The organism is Micromonospora sp. NPDC049049, assembly GCF_040649115.1.
GTDB lineage: Bacteria > Actinomycetota > Actinomycetes > Mycobacteriales > Micromonosporaceae > Micromonospora.
Genome location: NZ_JBEZEX010000005.1, coordinates 60,301 through 77,468, shown reverse-complemented (window position 1 = coordinate 77,468; position 17,168 = coordinate 60,301). Strand labels below are relative to the sequence as shown.

Genomic DNA, 17,168 nt, shown 5'->3' with positions numbered 1-17,168 from the left:
TTGGTCAGGGTCAGGCCGCCGGTGTTGGCGACCAGGAACCGGTACGGCACCTGCTGCCCGACCGTGGTGATCGACGTGGTGGGGGACGACTTGACCACTGTGACGGCGGCGGTGAGCGCCTGCGCCGGGATGGTCAGGGAGTTCGGGTCGGATACGACAGGTGGACCGGTCGGTGGGTTGCCCTGTGCGGTGGCGACGTTGGTGACCCCGCCGTTGTCCAGGTCGGCCTGCGTGACGGTGTAGGTGGCCGTGCAGGCGGTCTGCGCTCCGGGCGCCAGTGTCGTGGCGGCGCAGGTGATCGGGCCGAGGTTGGCGTTCGACGACGGTGGGGTCTGCACGTCGGTGACGGAGATGGTGGTCAGCGGGACTCCGCCGGTGTTGACCACGTGGAATGAGTACGGCACCTGCTGGCCAACGCTGGTGATCAGCGCGGTGGTCGACGACTTGATCAGGGCGATGTCGGCCGGGGTGGCACCCTCGCAGGCGAGCGTGGTGCTGAACGGGAAGTAGTGGATCTCGCCGCCGCGGTGGTCCAGTGTACGGGTGATGACGCTGCCCTCGGTGTTGCTGGAGGAGAGGTCGGTGAGGCTGGCGTTGGGGGCGTAGATGGTGCCTTCGACGGTGGCGGCGTTCGGGGTGAGGGTGAGCGCGGTGGCGGTCGGGAAGTTGAACAGGACGTAGCGCGCCTGCTGCCCGCCGATCCCGGCGAAGTTCGGGGCGGTCCAGGCGAACGTGTTGCCGACGCCGCTGGTGTCCACGTTGACCAGCAGTGGCGTGGCGGCGGTCGGCTGGCTCGCGAAGGTCAGGATCTGGATGTTGGCCAGGTCGGCGGCGCTCAGGTTGAGCACGTTCGTCACGCCCGGGGTCAACGTGACGACGGCGTTGCTGCCCGGCGGGATCGGTCGGGGCAGCACGTCACCGTTGGGCGTCCGCAGCACGACCGTGTTGTCGCAGGTGGCGAGGCCGGCCGTGGTGTTCCGGAAGGCGGTGAACGCGCCGGCGAAGTTGATCGGCGAGGTCGGCCCGACGCTGGGGACCGGCTGCCGGGTGACCAGCTCCACCCGGGGCGAGGCGTCGTAGTCGTTCGTCGGCAGGATCCGGGTGTTGACCTGGGCGCCGTTGTTGTCGGTGTTGCGGACGAAGGTGCCGGTCAGGTTGCCGACCTTGGCGTAGCCGTTGGAGAGCACCTGGAGGCGGCTGCCGCCGACGCTGCCGGCGAAGTTGACCCGTCCACCCACGACCAGGGCGCTGGGGTTGGCGTCGCCGGGCACCACGAACGATCCGGCGGTCGCCCCGGCGAGCTGATAGTTGCCGAAGGTGAGGTCACCGCCGACGGCGAGGGTTCCCTCGTTCTCGTCGTTGTTCACAATGGCGTTGCCCTCGGTCATCACGCCGAAGCTCAGCGCCTCGGCGACCGGGTCGACCGGCCCGACGGCCTCGTCGACGGCGGCCAGCACCGGGTTGATCCGGTCGGGGCCAGCCGGCACCAGCAGACCGTTGAGCGCCAGCACACCCGCGACAGCTGTCAGCGCCGTCGCCCGTGATCTGCGGCTACCCCACCACGAAATACTCATCACGCCCCCGTTGGTTCGAATGTGCCAGGGGAGCGTATAGGGGCAAAAGCACCCCTATATCGGTTTTGTCCGAATGGCGGACGGGGTGGGCGAGCTTCGAACTGTGCGTACCGAACTTCCGTGTTTATGATCGACAACCCCCGACCGGGGGCCCGACACGGCCGATCGATTCGGCCCCGGAGCAGAGCTGAGGTGCGCGACGGTGATCCGCGAGGCGTCCGCCTGCTGGGTGCGCGAACCCGGCGTTGCCGAGATCCAGCCGGTGTCGCTGACCGCCCCGGGCCCCGACGAGGTGCTGGTCCGGGCACGGTACTCCGGTGTCAGCCGGGGCACCGAGACGCTGGTCTTCGCCGGCCGGGTGCCCGCCGACCAGTACGACACGATGCGCGCGCCGTTTCAGGAGGGCGAGTTCCCCGGCCCGGTCAAGTACGGCTACCTGAGTGTCGGCGTCGTCGAGCAGGGCCCGCCGGAGTTGCTCGGGCGAACGGTGTTCTGCCTGCACCCGCACCAGAGCGCGTACGTCGTGCCCGCCACCGCCGTGGTGCCCGTGCCGGAGGGGGTGCCGGCCGCCCGAGCGGTGCTCGCCGGCACTGTGGAGACCGCCGTCAACGCGCTGTGGGACGCCGCGCCGCTGGTCGGCGACCGGGTCACCGTGATCGGCGCGGGCATGGTGGGCTGTTGCGTCGCGACGCTGCTGGCCCGGTTCCCCGGCGTGCACGTCGAGTTGGTCGACACCGACGCGCGCAGGGCCGGCGTGGCCGGGGCCCTCGGTGTCAACTTCGCCAGCCCGGCCGACGCCCGCGGTGACCGGGACCTGGTCGTGCACGCCAGCGCCACCGCGGCCGGCCTGCAACAGTCGCTGGACCTGCTCGCCCCGGAGGGCACGGTCATCGAGCTGAGCTGGTACGGCGACCGCCCGGTGCAGGTGTCACTCGGCGGTGCGTTCCACTCCCGTCGACTCAGCGTCCGCAGCAGCCAGGTCGGCATGGTGGCACCCGCCCGACGGGGACGGCGCAGTTACGCCGACCGACTGGCGCTCGCCCTGGACCTGCTCGACGACCCTGCCTTCGACGCGTTGATCACCGGCGCGTCGCGCTTCGCGGAGCTGCCCGACGTGCTCGCCAGACTGACCTCGGGCGACCTGCCCGCGCTCTGCCACCTCATCACCTACGAAGACGGAGAGTGACAGTGTTCAGCGTGACCGTTCGGGACCACATGATGATCGCCCACAGTTTCCGAGGCGAGGTGTTCGGGCCCGCCCAACGCCTGCACGGCGCGACGTTCGTCGTCGACGCGACGTTTCGCCGGCCCGACCTGGATGCCGACGGGATCGTTGTGGACATCGGCCTGGCCACCGAGCAGCTGCGGGCCGTGCTCAGCGAGCTGACCTACCGCAACCTTGACGACGAGGCGGCCTTCGCCGGGGTGAACACCACCACGGAGGTGCTGGCCCGTACGGTCGCGGACCGGCTGGTCGAGCGGGTGCACGCCGGTGAGCTGGGCGCCGGGGCGCGTGATCTGAGCGGCATCACTGTCACCCTGCACGAGTCGCACATCGCCTGGGCGAGCTACGAGCGGTCGTTGTGACCGATGCGGGCCGGGCGGTGCACGTCGTCCTGCCCGGTGACATCGACGATCCGGCCACGCCCAGCGGCGGCAACTCCTACGACCGGCGGATCTGCGCGGGGCTGGGCGAGCGCGGGTGGTCGGTGCGCGAGCATCCGGTGCCCGGTGCGTGGCCGCACCCCGACCCGCCCGACCGGGCGACGCTGGGCGCGGTGCTCGCCGCCGCGCCCGACGACGCCGTGGTGCTGATCGACGGCCTCATCGCCTCGGCCGTGCCGGACCTGCTCACCCCGCACGCCCGTCGGCTGCGCCTGGTGCTGCTGGTGCACCTGCCGTTGGACGACGAGCCGGAAGCCCGCGCCCTGGCCACCGCCCGGGCCGTCGTCACCACCAGCGAGTGGACCCGCCGCGCCCTGCTGGCCCGCCACCCGGCCCTCGCCGGCCGGGTCCGGGCCGCGCCGCCCGGGGTGCGACCCGCGCCGCCCGCGGTCGGCTCGGTGGCCGGCAACCGGTTGCTCTGCGTCGCGGCGGTCACCCACCACAAGGGGTACGACGTGCTGGTCGACGCGTTGGCCACGCTGGTCGGCAGGTCCTGGACGATGGTCTGCGCGGGCTCTCTGGCCCGGGAACCGGATCTCGTGCACCGGCTGCGCGACAGGTTGACCGGGGCGGGCCTCACCGAGCGGGTACGACTGGTCGGCCCGGTGACCGGCGCGGCGTTGGACGACGCCTACGCCGCCGCCGACCTGCTGGTGCTGCCGTCGAGAGGCGAGACGTACGGCATGGTCGTCACCGAGGCGCTGGCCCGCGGCCTGCCGGTGGTGACCACCGAGGTGGGCGGGCTGCCGGAGGCGCTCGGTCACGCGCCCGACGGTGAACGCCCGGGACTGCTGGTCCCACCCGGTGACCCGGCGGCGCTGGCCGCCGCTCTGATCCGCTGGCTCGACGATGACGGGCTGCGCGCCCGGCTGCGTCGTGCCGCTCTCGCCCGGCGCGACACCCTGACCGACTGGCCGGTGACCACCGCGTTGCTGGCCGGAGTGCTGAAGGAGGTGGCGGAATGACCGCCGAGGAGACCCTGCCGTTCGCCGACTGGCTGCGGTTGCGTGAACCCGCCGACGCGGCGGCGCGTGCCGAGGACCTGGTCGATGCCGTCCGGGCCCGGCTGACCGGGGACACCCCGACGGTGATCCACGACCTGGGCAGCGGCACCGGGTCGATGAGTCGTTGGCTGGCCACCCGGCTACCTGGACCTCAGCACTGGGTGCTGCACGACCGGGACGCCGACCTGCTGGCCCGGGCCGCCGAGGGCATGCGGGGAGTGACCGCCGCCGACGGCGCCCCGGTCACCGTCCACACCCGCTGTGGCGACCTCACCCGGCTGACCGCCGCCGACCTCGCGGACGGTTCCCTGGTCACCGCGTCCGCGCTGCTGGACATGCTCACCGCCGAGGAGGTCGAGCGGGTGGTGGCGGCGTGTGTCGGCCGACCGGCCCTGTTCGCCATCTCGGTGACCGGGCGGGTCCGGTTCACCCCGGCCGACCCGCTCGACGAGGCGGTCGAGGCCGCGTTCAACGACCACCAGCGGCGTACCGTCGAGGGCCGGCGGCTGCTCGGCCCGGATGCCGCCGCCGCCACCGCCGCCGCGTTCGTCCGGCGCGGCGTCGACGTGCGGGAACGGCCCAGCCCGTGGCGTCTCGGCCCGGAACAGGCCGACCTGACCGCCGAATGGTTCCGAGGATGGGTCGGGGCCGCCTGCGAGCAGCGCCCCGACCTGGCCGGACCCGCCCAGGCGTACGCCCGCCGTCGGCTGGCCGACGCGGCGGCCGGCCGGCTCACGGTGCTCGTCGAACACACTGACCTCCTCGCCGGTGGATGAACCGTTCACGCCCTGGGTACGTGGACTAGGGCAAGTGGACGATCTTCAAAGGGGAGGGCCGGCGCCGATGTTCTGGGCCTGGGCACGAGTGGTCGGCGGGGTGGGTCTGCTCGCCGTCCTGCTGTGGCAGGTGGGCACCGGCCCGTTCCTCGCCGGAGTACGACTGATCGACGCGCCGGCGTTGGCAGCGGCGCTGGTCATCGGTGTGCTCACCACGGTCTGCGCGGCGTGGCGGTGGAGCCTGGTCGCCGGCGGTCTCGGCGTACGCCTGCCACTGGCGACCGCTGTGGCGCACTGCTACCGGGCCGTTTTCCTCAACGCCACACTGCCCGGCGGGGTGCTCGGCGACGTGCACCGCGCGGTACGCCACGGCCGCGACGCCGGTGACGTCAGCCGGGGCATCCGCGCGGTGGTCTGGGAACGCACCGCCGGGCAGGTGGTCCTGGTCGGGGTCGCGCTGGTGGTGCTCGCCGCCTTCCCGTCCCCGGTCCGCCCGTACCTGCCGGTCGCCGCCGCGCTGCTCGTCGCCGGTGGGCTGGCCGTCGTGCTGTTGGCTCGGCTCCTCCCGAACGGTGGCGGCTCGCGCTGGGCGACGGCACTGCGCACCGCCGTGGCGGACGTACGGTCGGGGCTGCTGGCGCGGCGTACCTGGTTCGGAGTGCTGGTCGCCTCGGCCGTGATGGTCGCCGGTCACCTGGCCACCTTCCTGGTGGCGGCGCGCACCGCCGGGTCGGACGCCCCGCTGTCCCGCCTGCTGCCGTTGACGTTGCTCGCCCTGCTCGCGATGGGCCTACCGTTGAACGTGGCCGGTTTCGGGCCCCGCGAAGGGGTGGCGGCATGGGTTTTCGGCGCGGCCGGTCTCAGCGCGGCCGAGGGCGTCGCCACCGCCACCGTCTACGGCGCGCTGATCCTGGTGGCCAGCCTGCCCGGGGCTGCGGTGTTGCTGGCCCGTCGACGTCGAATTCCGGTCGCCGCCCGGGAAGCCGCCTCCGGCGGCGGATGTTGAGTCGGTTGTGAGACGGTTTGCGTCGCCGGACGACGGTGGCGCCGGACAGAGGAGTCCCATGCCCGAAGCATTGCCCGTTGCCACGATCCGCACGCAGGTCACGGTGCCGTTGGCGTTCCCGGACGGCTACACCACGACGGCCCGGGTGTTCACCTTCAAGGGTCTGGTGGACGGCCGGGAGCACCTGGCCCTCGGCCTCGGCGACTGGGCGGGCGCCCTGGACCAGGTCACCGCCGGGGGAGCAGCCCCGCTGGTCCGCCCGCACAGCGAGTGCCTGACCGGCGACGTGTTCGGCAGCCAACGCTGCGACTGCGGGCCGCAACTGCGCGAGGCGGTCCAGCGGATCGCCGAGACCGGCGGTTTCCTGCTCTACCTCCGCCAGGAGGGCCGGGGCATCGGCCTGTACGCCAAACTCGACGCGTACGCGTTGCAGGACGCCGGGTTGGACACCTACCAGGCCAACGTCGCGCTGGGCCGGGGCGAGGACGAGCGGGACTACACCGTCGCCGCGCAGATGCTTGCCACGTTGGGTGTGCCGCGGGTCCGACTGCTCAGCAGCAACCCGGACAAGGCCGAGCAGTTGACCCGGTTGGGCGTGGACGTCGCCGAACGGGTGCTCACCAGCGTCTTCCTCTCGCCGGCCAACGCGGGCTACCTGGCGGCCAAGGCCGCCAAGGCAGCGGAGGTCGAGGCGGTCGAGGCGGCCGATGTGCTCGCGGGTCGTACTCCTGAGCGGCCCGTCTCCCGATGAGTTGGCGGCCGGGGCACACGCGGCCGTACGTGCTGCTGAGTTGTGCCGCCTCCATCGACGGGTACATCGACGATGCCTCCGAGCAGCGGTTACTGCTGTCCAACGAGGAGGACCTGGACCGTGTCGATGCGGTTCGGGCCAGCTGCGACGCCATTCTGGTCGGCGCCGGCACCGTCCGACGAGACGACCCTCGGTTGCTGGTGCGCTCGCCGAGTCGCCGCGACGAGCGGGTGGCGGCCGGTCGGCCTGCCTCACCCACCAAGGTCACCCTGACCGCACAGGGTGACCTCGACCCGACCGCCCGCTTCTTCACCGCCGGTGATTCGGCCCGGCTCGTCTACTGCGCCACGGGCGCGCTCGAGAAGACCGAGGAGCGGGTCGGCCGGCTGGCCACCGTGATCGACGCGGGTGAGCCTGTCGACCCGGGGTGGCTGCTGACCGACCTGGCCGCGCGGGGCGTACAGCGGTTGATGGTGGAGGGCGGCGGGACGGTGCACGCCCAGTTCCTCGCCGCCGGTCTCGCCGACGAACTGCACCTGGTGGTCGCCCCGTTCTTCGTCGGCGACGGTCGGGCGCCCCGGTTCGTGGGGGAGGGTAGCTTCCCCTGGCACCCGGGTCGACGTGCCCGCCTGGCCGAGGCCCGTCAGATCGGCGACGTGGTGCTGCTCCGCTACGCCCTCTCCGACCGCTGCCCCGCCGACCCCATCGGTCGATCATGAGGTTGGCGTTAATCTGTGGCCGGCGGGGGTGGGGTTCCGGGAGGATCTCCGGATGTCCGTAGCGCCTCTGGCCCTCCTGCGCTGGCAGTTCGACCTGACGTGGTCGCTGTTCGAGTACCACCTGGAGCGACTCGATCCCGCTGACTTCCTCTGGGAGCCGGCCACACACTGCTGGTCGGTGCGGCAGAGCACCGACGGCACCTGGACTCCGGACTGGGCCGACACCGAACCCGACCCGGTCCCGGTGCCGACGATCGGCTGGCTCACCTGGCACGTCGGCTGGTGGTGGACAGTGGCGATGGACCATCTCCGGGGTGGATCAGCGCGGCAGCGCACGGCCGTTGTCTGGCCGGGCGCGGGCGAGCCGAGTGTCGCCTGGCTGCGTGGTCTACGCACCGAATGGTTGGAGCTTCTCGACCAGCTCAGCGACAGCGACCTCGACCGCATCGCGACGTTCCCCTGGCCGGACGGGACCGACCACACCGTCACGCACACGATCGGTTGGGTCAACTCGGAGCTGATGAAGAACGTCGCGGAGATCGGTCAGCTCCGGCTGCTCCGCGCCACACGAACCGATCCGGACAGCCCGGCTGCTCGACCGTAGTAGTTTCGTCACACGGAGTGCCGTGACGAAAGTGGAGGCGGCGTGCTCAGTGTCCGGTGTGTCGAGTGCGAGGCCGAACTGCCCGTCGGCCCCGGCCGGGGGCGCCCGCGCCGCTACTGCTCCCGGAGCTGTCAGGCCCGCGCGTACCGGAGACGTCGTGAGCACGGCCCCACCAGCGGCCCGCGTCGGATTCGGGACCTGCCCGCGCCGACCGGCGGCGACCCGCGCCACCGGTTGGTCGCCCTCGCGGTCGAGCTTGCGGACGCCGGCGGCCTGGACGCCGTCTCGCTGCGGGTCCTCGCCCAACGCGCCGGCCTGCCCGCCCACGGCGTGTACCGGCACGTCCGGAACCGGGCCGACCTCCTCGCCGCGATGGCCGAGCGGATCACCGCCACTCATCCGCCCGGCACCGCGCCACTACCGCGCGATCCGCGCCAACGGCTCGAACGGTTGGCCGGGGACGAGTGGGCGATGTACCGCAGCCATCCCTGGCTGCTGGCCATCCTCGCCACCGACCGGCCGCCGACGGGGCCGGCGGTACTCGCCATGGTCGACCGGGTGGTGGCGGCGTTCACCAGCGCCGGATATGCACCGGCCGAGGCGTTCCGCGCCTACCTGGCGCTCAGCGGCTACGTCCAGGGCATGGCCCTGCTCATCCGGCGTGACCCCGGGGACACCACCTACCACGCCTGGTGGTCGGCGACCCGCACCCGGCTGGAGCGGACCGGCCGTACCCGGGACCGACAGTGGCTGGCCGCGGCAGGGCAGACCAGACCCGACACCGACCTGGACACCTGGTTCCAGTTCGGTCTGCGCGGTCTGCTCGACGGCCTGCTGCACAGCCCCGCTCGGTAGGCTGACCGGCGTGCCGCGACTGGAGACGATCACTCAGGACAATGTGGAGGCCGCGTGCCGGGTGAGCGTGCGGCCCGACCAGGAGAAGTTCTCCTCTCCGGTCGCCTGGTCCCTCGCCGAGGCGTACGTGCAGCCCGAGATCGCGTGGCCGCGTCTGATCGTCGAGGATGACGAGATCGTCGGCTTCCTGATGGGCTTCTTCGACATCGTGTGGGATCCGGCCCAGTCGGACGACAGGCGCTCGGGCCTGTGGCGGCTGAACATCGCCGCCGAGCACCAGGGCCGGGGGTACGGCCGCTTCGCGGTACAGGCCGTCCGCGACGAGGCCCGCCGACGTGGGCACGACCGCGTCTACACGACGTGGAAGCCGGGGCCGGACGGCCCGGAGCAGTTCTACCTGAAACTCGGGTTCCAGCTCACTGGGGAGACCAGCGAGGACGAGGTGGTGGGCGTCCACTCCACCGACTGACCGGACGCCGTCGACCACCCCGGACCGAGTGATCAGCGGTGCGGCGGGGCCTGCGTACGATGCGGGGTCGAGTTCCCCTCGTCGCGGCGGAGGTATCGGGCAATGGCAGGCCAGCACGAGGGTTTCGCCCTCGGCATCGACCTCGGCACGTCCAACACTGTGGCGGTGCTGCGCTGGCCGGACGGGCGGACCCGTCCGCTGCTGATGGACGGTCAACCGCTCAGTCCGTCCGCCGTCTACGCCGACCCGGACGGCACCCTGCACACCGGCTGGGACGCCCGCCGGTTGGCGCAGGCCGACCCGGCCCGGTTCGAGGCGAACCCCAAGCGTCGGGTGGACGAGCCGACAGTGCAGCTCGGTGACCGCGCCTACCCGCCGGCCGAGCTGCTCGCCGCGGTGCTGGCGACGGTCGGCCGGGCGGCGGTGAACGCTGTGGGTTTCCTGCCGCCGGCAGTGGTCACCTGCCCGGCCGCGTGGGACGCGACGCGGCGGCAGGTCCTCGCCGACGCGCTGCTGCGGGCGGGCTGGCCGCAGGCGGCAGAGCACACCCTCGCCGGTCCGACGCCGCCCGGCACCCGGCTGCTGCGGGAGCCGGTGGCCGCCGCCCGGTACTACACGCAGGTGCTGCACCGTCCGGTGCCGGTCGGTGGGGCGATCGCGGTGTTCGACTTCGGTGGCGGGACGCTCGACGTCGCCGTGCTGCGCAACGAGGGCGCGGACCCCTGGGGCGACTCAGGCTTCAGCGTGGTCGCCGACGGTGGCCTGCCCGACCTGGGCGGGCTGGACCTCGACGCCGCGCTGGTGCGGCGGGTCGGCGAGTTGGTCGGTGAGCGGCACGCCGGGCAGTGGGACCGGCTCACCCGACCGGCTGATCCGGCGCAGCGCCGCGACCAGGTCCGGCTCTGGGACGAGGTACGTGGTGCGAAGGAAACCCTGTCCCGGTCTGCTGTCGCCCCGGTCGCGGTGCCCGGAGTGGCCGAGACGATCCAGCTGACCCGGGCGGATGTCGAGCGGGTGGCCACGCCCCTGCTGCGCAGGGCGGTGCAGCGGGCCCGGGAGGTCATCGCCGCCGCCGGGCTGCGCCCCGATCAGCTCGACGGGCTGTTCCTCGTGGGCGGGTCGTCACGGATCCCGCTGGTGGCCCGCATGCTCCACGCCGAGCTGGGCATCGCGCCGACGGTGCTGGACCAGCCCGAGTTGCCGGTGGCCGAGGGTGCCCTGACCGACCTGCCGCTACGCAAGCCGCTCCCCGCCCCGGCGTACGCGGGCCTGCCGCTCGCACCACCCGCGCCCTCTCCGGTGAGCCCGCCCGCGCCGCGCCCCGTGAGCCCGCCGATGCCGAGCCCCGTCAGCTCGCCCGCCCCGGCCGGAGCCCTCGCGCCGGTCGTACCGTCGCAGCCCTGGCCGGGATCCACCCCGCCGGCGGGCCCGCCCCCGGGGCCGGGCCTGGCCGGCGCCACCCCGACCCCGCCGGCCGGCGCGACCCGCTGGCCTCGGGCGCGCTGGGTGGTGCTCGGCGCGGTGCTGGCCCTGGCCGGGGTGGCCACCGCGGCGACGCTCTACCTGACCCGGGACCGCTATCCGAACCTGGAGTTCGCCTCGCTGCGCGAGCTGTCCCGCCTGTCAGCCGGCACCGAACGGCCGCTCGACATGTGGACGGCGGTGCTCGACGACCGGGCCTACCTGGCGTTTGCGCTGCCGGACGACCGGCTGGAGGTGGTGGCCGTCGACGCGGGCAACGGCCGCGAGTTGTGGCGCGAGCAGACCGACGTGCGGGCCAACGACTGGGAGGCGATCATCGCCGTCCCCGGGGCGGTCGCGGTCCTCGCCGACGCGCCGGGCGACAGCACCCCCCGACCGCTGGCCGTCCTCGACGGCCGCACCGGCGAGCAGCGCTGGCAGCGCGTTCTGCGTGGTGACGACGACGTCTACTTCGCCGACGACACGGCGGTGCTGGTGGACCGGACCGCCGACGAACTGGTCGGTCTGCGCCTGACCAACGGCTCGGCGAAGTGGACCGAGCCCAACCCCCGCGGCCAGTACGCCGGCGGCCGTACCGTGGTCCGACCGGTCGGCACCGACGCGGCGGCGGGCGGGCCGGCCTTTCTCGACGGCACGCCCCGCAACCCGTGGGCGAGCAAGGGGCGGCGACTCGTCCAGGTGGGTGCGGACCGGTCGGTGCGGCTGCTCGACATGGCATCCGGCGCCGTGCTGCGCCAGTGGGGCAGCGTCGCCGACCCCGATGACCTCGTGGTCGCCCACGAGGACCGCCTGTACGTGGCCGCCAACGAGGGTGGTTACCAGCTGCTCGCGTACGACCTGAACTCCGACGCCGAGCCGGTGGTGCTGCACCGCTCCGGCAACGACGAGTACCGCCCGAAGGAACTGGTGGCCTGCGGTGAGCGGCGGGCCTGCCTGTTGCAGGTGCCGAACAATGACGTCGCGCGCACCGAGGTGGTGGCGGTCACCGAAGGCGAGCGCATGATCAGCTGGCCGGCGCCGGGCGTGACCGGTCTAATCCCGTTGGGTGAGCAGGTGCTCGCCCAACGGGAGCTGCCGGAGCCGACCGTCACCGTCTTCGACGCCGCCGGCAAGCCAGTGCTGCGGGACCGGGGCGGGGTGGCGGTCCGCCTGGACGCGGGCAACCTGCTGGTCTTCGCCAAGGCGCCCAGCGTGGTCGCTGACAACCGGGTGCTGGCCGGGGTGTGGGCCGAGTCCGGGGAGGTCGACGAGTTGGGTGAGCTGAAGGACGTGCGCAGCTCCTCCTGCTCGTGGAACACCCGCGTGATCGCCTGTGGCGCGGAGAAGGACTTCGTGCTGTACCGCTTCACCGACGACTGACGTCGACGGCCCACCGGTCGGCTCGTACGATGCTCCGGTGAATCTTCGAGGTACGGTCCGCGCCGATCGTCCGCTGGTGGTTCTTGCCGTGGGGGAGGAGGCCCGCTACCTGCCGCCCGAGCTGCCGGTCCTGCTCACCGGCATGGGCAAGGTGAACGCCGCCAGCGCGGTGGCCGCGGTGCTGGCCGCCGGGCCGCGCCCTGCCCTGCTGCTCAACCTGGGTACGGCGGGCGCGTTGCGCCCCGGGTTGGTCGGCATCCACGAGGTCGCCACGGTGCTCCAGCACGACCTGGACACCGACCTGCTGCGCACGCTCACCGGCGAGACCTACGGGGCGCCGCTGACGTTGGCCGCCGAGGGCGCGGTGCTCGCGACCGGTGACACCTTCGTGGCCGACGACGCGGAGCGGGACCGGTTGGCGCAGCGCGCCGACCTGGTCGACATGGAGGGGTACGCGGTGGCGTGGGCCGCGGCGCAGGCCGGCGTGCCGTGCCGGCTGGTCAAGCAGGTCAGCGACGAGGCGGGCGACGGCGCGGCCCGGAGCTGGCAGGAGTCGGTGGACGCGTGCGCCCGGGACCTCGCCGAGTGGGCCGCCCGACACGTCGCCTGAGTGAGCAGGGTCAGTCGCCGGATTGTCGAAACCGCAGGCCCGGCGTGGTCTCCCGGGCCGCCCCGGGGAGCAGGACGTGAGCCGCCAGCCCCAGCCCCACGACCACGGTGACCAGCACCGGCGGCCAGTGGCCGGCCCAGGGCAGCACCAGCAGCGGCAGGATCAGGCAGCTCAACCGCCACCACGGCATCTTCGTCGACACGAGCAGGGTGAACAGCGCGCGGCCGACCACGAACAGGATCGGGCCGCCGATGATCAGCAGGAGCCACCGCGCCGGTGTCGTCCCGGTCGGCCGCGAGACGACCAGGTCGAACGCCGCCGCCGTGCCGACCACGCCGGCCAGCATCACCAGATGGGTGTACGGGGCCACCCGCGTCGGCCGGCCCGCCCTCGCCCCGGCTTCCAGCAACTCGCCGGCCCGGAAGACGTAGACCTGCCACATCAGCAGCATGAGGCCGAAGGCGCAGAACAACGCGGTGACCCGGATGCCGTCGAGATCGGTGCGGCTGACCCGCATGGTGGGCACCAGGATGATGTCGCCGAGGGCCAGGATGACGAACTGCTGGTACCGCTCGCCCAGGTGCCCGGTGGTCCGCTCGTACTGGTCGATCGGCACCCGGCCCAGCCGGGGTGTCGGGTAGCGGGCCGCCGCGGAGAGCAGGTCGATCGTGATGGCGATGGTCCAGAGCGGCCAGTTCACGTCGCCGGTCACCCCGCCGGTGATCCAGAAGACGCCGGACACCACGAACCAGAACAGGAACCGGGTGGCCCGGATCGTGGCCGCCCGGTGGCGCTGCCGGAGCAACGTCGTGATCAGGATGATCCCGCGAGAGATGTGCGTACCGACGTACGCGACCGCGAAGATCATCGCGTGCCCGTCGGTGATCATCGGCAGGGACGCCGCCATCCCCACCGAGCCGACCATGGCGATCATCAGAATGGCCTGGATGGGGCGTTGCTGCGGGTCGTAGAACTCGGTGGTGGTGGAGGTGACCGACCAGGTCCACCAGATGGCCGTCAACATCAGCAGCACCTTCGCGCCGCCGGACCAGGAAAGGTTCTCGGTCAACAGCGTCGAGGTCAGCGCGAGGGCCGCCACGAAGACCACGTCGAAGAGCAACTCCAGCAACGTGGCCCGGGTCGACCCGTCCGGCCGGCGTACCAGTGCCGCGGTGCCTCCGGTGCTCATGCCCGGCCTCCCGCCGTGTCTTCGAGGATTATCGGCGGTGCCGGCGCGGCCCGTCCCCGGATCGGCGATTCCCGCCGGTCGGGGAAGCGGGCGGCCGGAGGTTGCCAGGGCGTCGGAGGCCGGGCGATGCTTGACCGCATCCAATAGTTTCGATCTCTTCGGAGGTTCGGATGCGCCGCTCCCCGCTGGTCGCCCTCGTCCTGACCGCCCTGCTGCTCGTCGCTCCTGGCGCGGCGCAGGCCGCCGTCCCCGACCGGGCCGCCGCGCCCGCCGCCGACCCGACGGCCACGCTGACCGGGGTACGCACCGCGGGCACCGCCTGGGGTCTCGACCCCGCCACCGGCCGGATGACCCTCACCGTCGACGACACAGTGGCCCCCAGCGAGGTGGCCGCGCTGCGGTTGGTGACCGACCGGGCCGGCGTGCTGCTGCGCCGCGAACCCGGAACCCTGCGCCCGCTGATCGCCGGCGGGCAGGGCATCTACGGCGGCGGCGGCGCGCGCTGCTCGCTCGGCGCGAACGCGCGCAGCGGCAGCACCTACTACGTGATCACCGCCGGGCACTGCACCACCGCCGCCGCCACCTGGTACACCGACAGCGCCCAGACCACGGTGCTCGGTACCCGCACCGCAACCAGCTACCCCACCAACGACTACGGGCTGATCCGCTACACCGGCCGGATCGCCCACCCGAGCGCGGTCTACACCTACCCCGGCCTGGTGACCATCAATGGCCCCGGCAGCGCGTACATCGGTCAGGCGGTGTGCCGCAGCGGCAGCACCACCGGCGTGCGCTGCGGCACCGTCACCGGTCTCAACCAGACCGTCAACTACGCCACCGGCGTGATCTACGGCCTGATCCGCACCAACATCTGCGCCGAACCGGGGGACAGCGGCGGACCGCTCTACGTGGCCTCCACCGGCAAAATCCTCGGCATCCTCTCCGGCGGCACCGGCAACTGCACGGCCGGCGGCACCACCTACTACCAGCCGATCGCGGAGGTGTTGGCCGCGTACGGGTTGACGTTGCCCTGACCAGCGGGACACCGCTTGCCCGTCCCGCGCGGGACACCTAGGCTCGGCGACGCCCAGCACCCCCGCCGCGAGGACGTGTGCCCGATGCCGACCGCCCCCCGACCTGACCAGCCGAGTGTCCCGGCCGGCCTTCCGTCGATCGAGGTGGCAGCGGTAGGGGAGACGATGGTGGTGCTCTGCCCCGCGCCGGGTGAGCCGCTGGAGCGCGCCGAGCGGGTCGGCATCTCGGTCGGCGGGGCCGAGTCCAACGTGGCCGGTTACCTGGCCCGCCTGGGACACGTGACGACCTGGGTGAGCCGGGTCGGCGACGACCCTTTCGGTCGGGCCGTCGTCCGGCACGTCGCCGCCGCCGGCGTCCGCGTCGACCAGGTCTGCGTGGACCCGACCGCCCCCACCGGCCTGTACGTCAAGGACCCCGGCCCGGACGGGACCGCCGTGCACTACTACCGGGCCGGTTCGGCGGCCGCCCGGATGGACCCCGCCACGCTGGCGGCCCCGGCGCTGGCCGGTGCCCGGGTGCTGCACCTGTCCGGAATCACCCCGGCGCTCTCCGCGTCCTGCCGGGCGCTTGTCGAGCACGCGGTGACCGACCGGCCGCTGGCGCAGGCGTTGGTCAGCTTCGACGTCAACCACCGGGCCCGACTGTGGTCCGCCGAGCAGGCCGCACCGGTGCTACGCGACCTCGCCAACCGCTGCGACCTCGTCTTCGTCGGGCAGGACGAGGCGGAGACCCTGTGGGGCACCACCGACCCGACCGCCGTACGCGAGGTGTTGCCCGATCCGCAGACGGTGGTGGTCAAGGACGGCGCGGTGGGCGCCACCGCACTGGTCCGCGACGCCGAACCGGTCTTCGTGCCCGCGCCCCGGGTGACAGTGGTGGAGCCGGTCGGCGCCGGAGACGCGTTCGCCGCCGGTTACCTGGCCGGGCTGCTACGCGGCCTCGACCCAGTACGGCGGCTGCGCCTCGGCCACCTCCTCGCCGCCCAGGCGTTGACGAGCAGCGGCGACAACGCCCCCGTACCGCCGTGGACCTGGTTCGAGAAACTCATCGACGCCCCCGCCGACGCCTGGTCGCCGCTCGACCTGACCCAGCCGGGGGCGACGACCTGAGCCCGGCCGCCGGGTTGCGACCCGACCAGCAGCAACAGTCCCACCGCGACATCGGATGGAGTGCACCATGACCGCACCGGACTTCGATCACATCTTCGGCGGCGCCCGGGTGATGGCGATCCTGCGCGGCCTGCCGGTCGCCGAGACCGTTCGGCTCGCCGAGCGCGCCTGGGACCTCGGCATCGACGTGGTGGAGGTTCCGGTGGCCACCGCCGACGCGGTGCCGGCGCTGCGGGCTGCCGTCGAGGCGGGGGCCGAGCGCGACCGGATCGTCGGTGCCGGCACCGTGCTCGACGTCGACCAGGTCGCCGCGGCGGCCGACGCGGGTGCCCGGTTCACCGTCGCGCCCGGCCTGGACCTCGCGATCGCCGACGCCGCCGCCGCACGTGGCCTGCCGCACCTGCCCGGTGTGGCCACCCCGACCGAGGCCCAGCAGGCACTGCGGCACGGCCTCACCTGGCTCAAGGCGTTCCCCGCGATCGCCCTCGGGCCGGCCTGGTTCAAGGCCGTCGCCGGCCCGCTGCCGCAGTTGCGCTTCGTCGCCACCGGCGGCCTGGATGCCAGCAACGCCGACGCGTTCCTGCAAGCGGGCGTACGCGTGGTGGCCGTCGGCTCCGCCCTCTCCGACCCCACCCAGCTAGACGCCCTAGCCAAACTGACCCGCCCCGCCTAACCCCCTCCCTCCCTCCCTCCCTCCCGCGCCCCCTCCCGCGCACCCTCCCTCCCGGCGTCGATCTTGCACTTGCGGTTGTCGATGCGTCCCGATTCGCGACTTTGGTCGCGACAGAAAGTGCAAGATCGACGCCGGGAGGGTGGGTCGGGGCGCGTGCGGGGCGGGGAGGGCGGCGCCAGGGGTGGCGGGGTTGTGCCATGGCGTAGGTGCGTCGGGGGGTGGGGCGTGGTTGGGGTGGGATCTGCGTCGATGCTGTGGTGCGTACCACTTCTCGACACAAAGAGGTCA

The 17,168-nt window shown here is 72.9% G+C and carries 16 protein-coding genes and 1 pseudogene; 15 read left to right on the top strand and 2 right to left on the bottom strand.

The genetic code is table 11. The features are described 5' to 3' along the window. Positions 1 to 464: 464 nt before the first annotated feature. Positions 465 to 1,433, bottom strand: a pseudogene (locus AB0B68_RS07610) (choice-of-anchor A family protein); the annotation flags it as partial. A gap of 343 nt (positions 1,434 to 1,776) precedes the next feature. Here AB0B68_RS07610 and AB0B68_RS07605 point away from each other — a divergent pair. The 12 genes from AB0B68_RS07605 (at position 1,777) to AB0B68_RS07550 (ending at position 12,874) form a co-directional block, all read left to right on the top strand. Beyond that, complete coding sequence (locus AB0B68_RS07605; protein ID WP_357258372.1) at positions 1,777 to 2,760, top strand: zinc-binding alcohol dehydrogenase; 984 nt, start codon at positions 1,777 to 1,779, stop codon at positions 2,758 to 2,760. 2 nt (positions 2,761 to 2,762) lie between these two features. Further along, a complete protein-coding gene (locus tag AB0B68_RS07600) occupies positions 2,763 to 3,161 on the top strand; it encodes a 6-carboxytetrahydropterin synthase (protein ID WP_357202916.1) in 399 nt (132 codons plus the stop codon). Next, positions 3,158 to 4,204, top strand: a complete 1,047-nt coding sequence (locus AB0B68_RS07595) for a glycosyltransferase family 4 protein (protein ID WP_357258369.1) — start codon at positions 3,158 to 3,160, stop codon at positions 4,202 to 4,204. Before AB0B68_RS07600 ends, AB0B68_RS07595 begins: the two co-directional genes overlap by 4 nt. After that, positions 4,201 to 5,019 carry a class I SAM-dependent methyltransferase gene (locus AB0B68_RS07590; protein WP_357258366.1) on the top strand — a complete coding sequence of 273 codons (819 nt, stop codon included), beginning with the start codon at positions 4,201 to 4,203 and terminating at the stop codon, positions 5,017 to 5,019. Before AB0B68_RS07595 ends, AB0B68_RS07590 begins: the two co-directional genes overlap by 4 nt. Before the next feature lie 67 nt (positions 5,020 to 5,086). Continuing rightward, positions 5,087 to 6,025, top strand: a complete 939-nt coding sequence (locus AB0B68_RS07585) for a lysylphosphatidylglycerol synthase transmembrane domain-containing protein (RefSeq protein WP_357258363.1) — start codon at positions 5,087 to 5,089, stop codon at positions 6,023 to 6,025. 58 nt (positions 6,026 to 6,083) lie between these two features. After that, positions 6,084 to 6,776: a GTP cyclohydrolase II gene (gene ribA, locus AB0B68_RS07580; RefSeq protein ID WP_357258360.1), complete on the top strand. Its 693-nt coding sequence runs from the start codon at positions 6,084 to 6,086 to the stop codon at positions 6,774 to 6,776. After that, positions 6,773 to 7,495: a dihydrofolate reductase family protein gene (locus tag AB0B68_RS07575; protein ID WP_357258356.1), complete on the top strand. Its 723-nt coding sequence runs from the start codon at positions 6,773 to 6,775 to the stop codon at positions 7,493 to 7,495. The genes ribA and AB0B68_RS07575 overlap by 4 nt, the downstream gene beginning before the upstream one ends. Positions 7,496 to 7,547: 52 nt before the next feature. Then, positions 7,548 to 8,099 (top strand): DinB family protein, encoded by a 552-nt coding sequence (locus AB0B68_RS07570; RefSeq protein WP_357258353.1) that lies wholly within the window; start codon positions 7,548 to 7,550, stop codon positions 8,097 to 8,099. A gap of 42 nt (positions 8,100 to 8,141) precedes the next feature. Then, positions 8,142 to 8,954 carry a TetR/AcrR family transcriptional regulator C-terminal domain-containing protein gene (locus tag AB0B68_RS07565; protein WP_357202895.1) on the top strand — a complete coding sequence of 271 codons (813 nt, stop codon included), beginning with the start codon at positions 8,142 to 8,144 and terminating at the stop codon, positions 8,952 to 8,954. Positions 8,955 to 8,964: 10 nt separating this feature from the next. Next, positions 8,965 to 9,423, top strand: a complete 459-nt coding sequence (locus AB0B68_RS07560) for a GNAT family N-acetyltransferase (protein WP_357202892.1) — start codon at positions 8,965 to 8,967, stop codon at positions 9,421 to 9,423. Positions 9,424 to 9,525: 102 nt separating this feature from the next. After that, a complete protein-coding gene (locus tag AB0B68_RS07555) occupies positions 9,526 to 12,264 on the top strand; it encodes an Hsp70 family protein (RefSeq protein WP_357258349.1) in 2,739 nt (912 codons plus the stop codon). A 37-nt stretch (positions 12,265 to 12,301) separates the two neighbouring features. Beyond that, positions 12,302 to 12,874 (top strand): nucleosidase, encoded by a 573-nt coding sequence (locus AB0B68_RS07550; protein WP_357202886.1) that lies wholly within the window; start codon positions 12,302 to 12,304, stop codon positions 12,872 to 12,874. Between the two features lie 10 nt (positions 12,875 to 12,884). Here the strand turns inward: AB0B68_RS07550 and AB0B68_RS07545 are convergent, their stop codons facing one another. Then, on the bottom strand, positions 12,885 to 14,063 hold the full coding sequence (locus AB0B68_RS07545) for a low temperature requirement protein A (protein WP_357258346.1): 1,179 nt from the start codon (positions 14,061 to 14,063) through the stop codon (positions 12,885 to 12,887). Positions 14,064 to 14,233: 170 nt separating this feature from the next. Here AB0B68_RS07545 and AB0B68_RS07540 point away from each other — a divergent pair, with 170 nt between their 5' ends. From AB0B68_RS07540 to AB0B68_RS07530, 3 genes are all read left to right on the top strand, one after another. Continuing rightward, the gene (locus AB0B68_RS07540) at positions 14,234 to 15,097 is read left to right on the top strand and encodes a S1 family peptidase (RefSeq protein WP_355006735.1); all 864 of its coding nucleotides are present in this window, start codon (positions 14,234 to 14,236) and stop codon (positions 15,095 to 15,097) included. An 84-nt stretch (positions 15,098 to 15,181) separates the two neighbouring features. Continuing rightward, on the top strand, positions 15,182 to 16,207 hold the full coding sequence (locus tag AB0B68_RS07535; RefSeq protein ID WP_357258342.1) for a sugar kinase: 1,026 nt from the start codon (positions 15,182 to 15,184) through the stop codon (positions 16,205 to 16,207). Positions 16,208 to 16,274: 67 nt separating this feature from the next. After that, on the top strand, positions 16,275 to 16,880 hold the full coding sequence (locus AB0B68_RS07530) for a bifunctional 4-hydroxy-2-oxoglutarate aldolase/2-dehydro-3-deoxy-phosphogluconate aldolase (protein WP_357202874.1): 606 nt from the start codon (positions 16,275 to 16,277) through the stop codon (positions 16,878 to 16,880). Positions 16,881 to 17,168: the final 288 nt, after the last annotated feature.

What these genes read in the sequence shown, in the direction of transcription:
- AB0B68_RS07585 (WP_357258363.1), top strand. Translation starts at nt 5,087, where the DNA reads ATGTTCTGGGCCTGGGCACGAGTGGTCGGCGGGGTGGGTCTGCTCGCC.
- AB0B68_RS07575 (WP_357258356.1), top strand. Translation starts at nt 6,773, where the DNA reads ATGAGTTGGCGGCCGGGGCACACGCGGCCGTACGTGCTGCTGAGTTGT.
- ribA (WP_357258360.1), top strand. Translation starts at nt 6,084, where the DNA reads ATGCCCGAAGCATTGCCCGTTGCCACGATCCGCACGCAGGTCACGGTG.
- AB0B68_RS07590 (WP_357258366.1), top strand. Translation starts at nt 4,201, where the DNA reads ATGACCGCCGAGGAGACCCTGCCGTTCGCCGACTGGCTGCGGTTGCGT.
- AB0B68_RS07570 (WP_357258353.1), top strand. Translation starts at nt 7,548, where the DNA reads ATGTCCGTAGCGCCTCTGGCCCTCCTGCGCTGGCAGTTCGACCTGACG.
- AB0B68_RS07540 (WP_355006735.1), top strand. Translation starts at nt 14,234, where the DNA reads ATGCGCCGCTCCCCGCTGGTCGCCCTCGTCCTGACCGCCCTGCTGCTC.
- AB0B68_RS07545 (WP_357258346.1), bottom strand. Translation starts at nt 14,063, where the DNA reads ATGAGCACCGGAGGCACCGCGGCACTGGTACGCCGGCCGGACGGGTCG.
- AB0B68_RS07535 (WP_357258342.1), top strand. Translation starts at nt 15,182, where the DNA reads ATGCCGACCGCCCCCCGACCTGACCAGCCGAGTGTCCCGGCCGGCCTT.
- AB0B68_RS07555 (WP_357258349.1), top strand. Translation starts at nt 9,526, where the DNA reads ATGGCAGGCCAGCACGAGGGTTTCGCCCTCGGCATCGACCTCGGCACG.
- AB0B68_RS07530 (WP_357202874.1), top strand. Translation starts at nt 16,275, where the DNA reads ATGACCGCACCGGACTTCGATCACATCTTCGGCGGCGCCCGGGTGATG.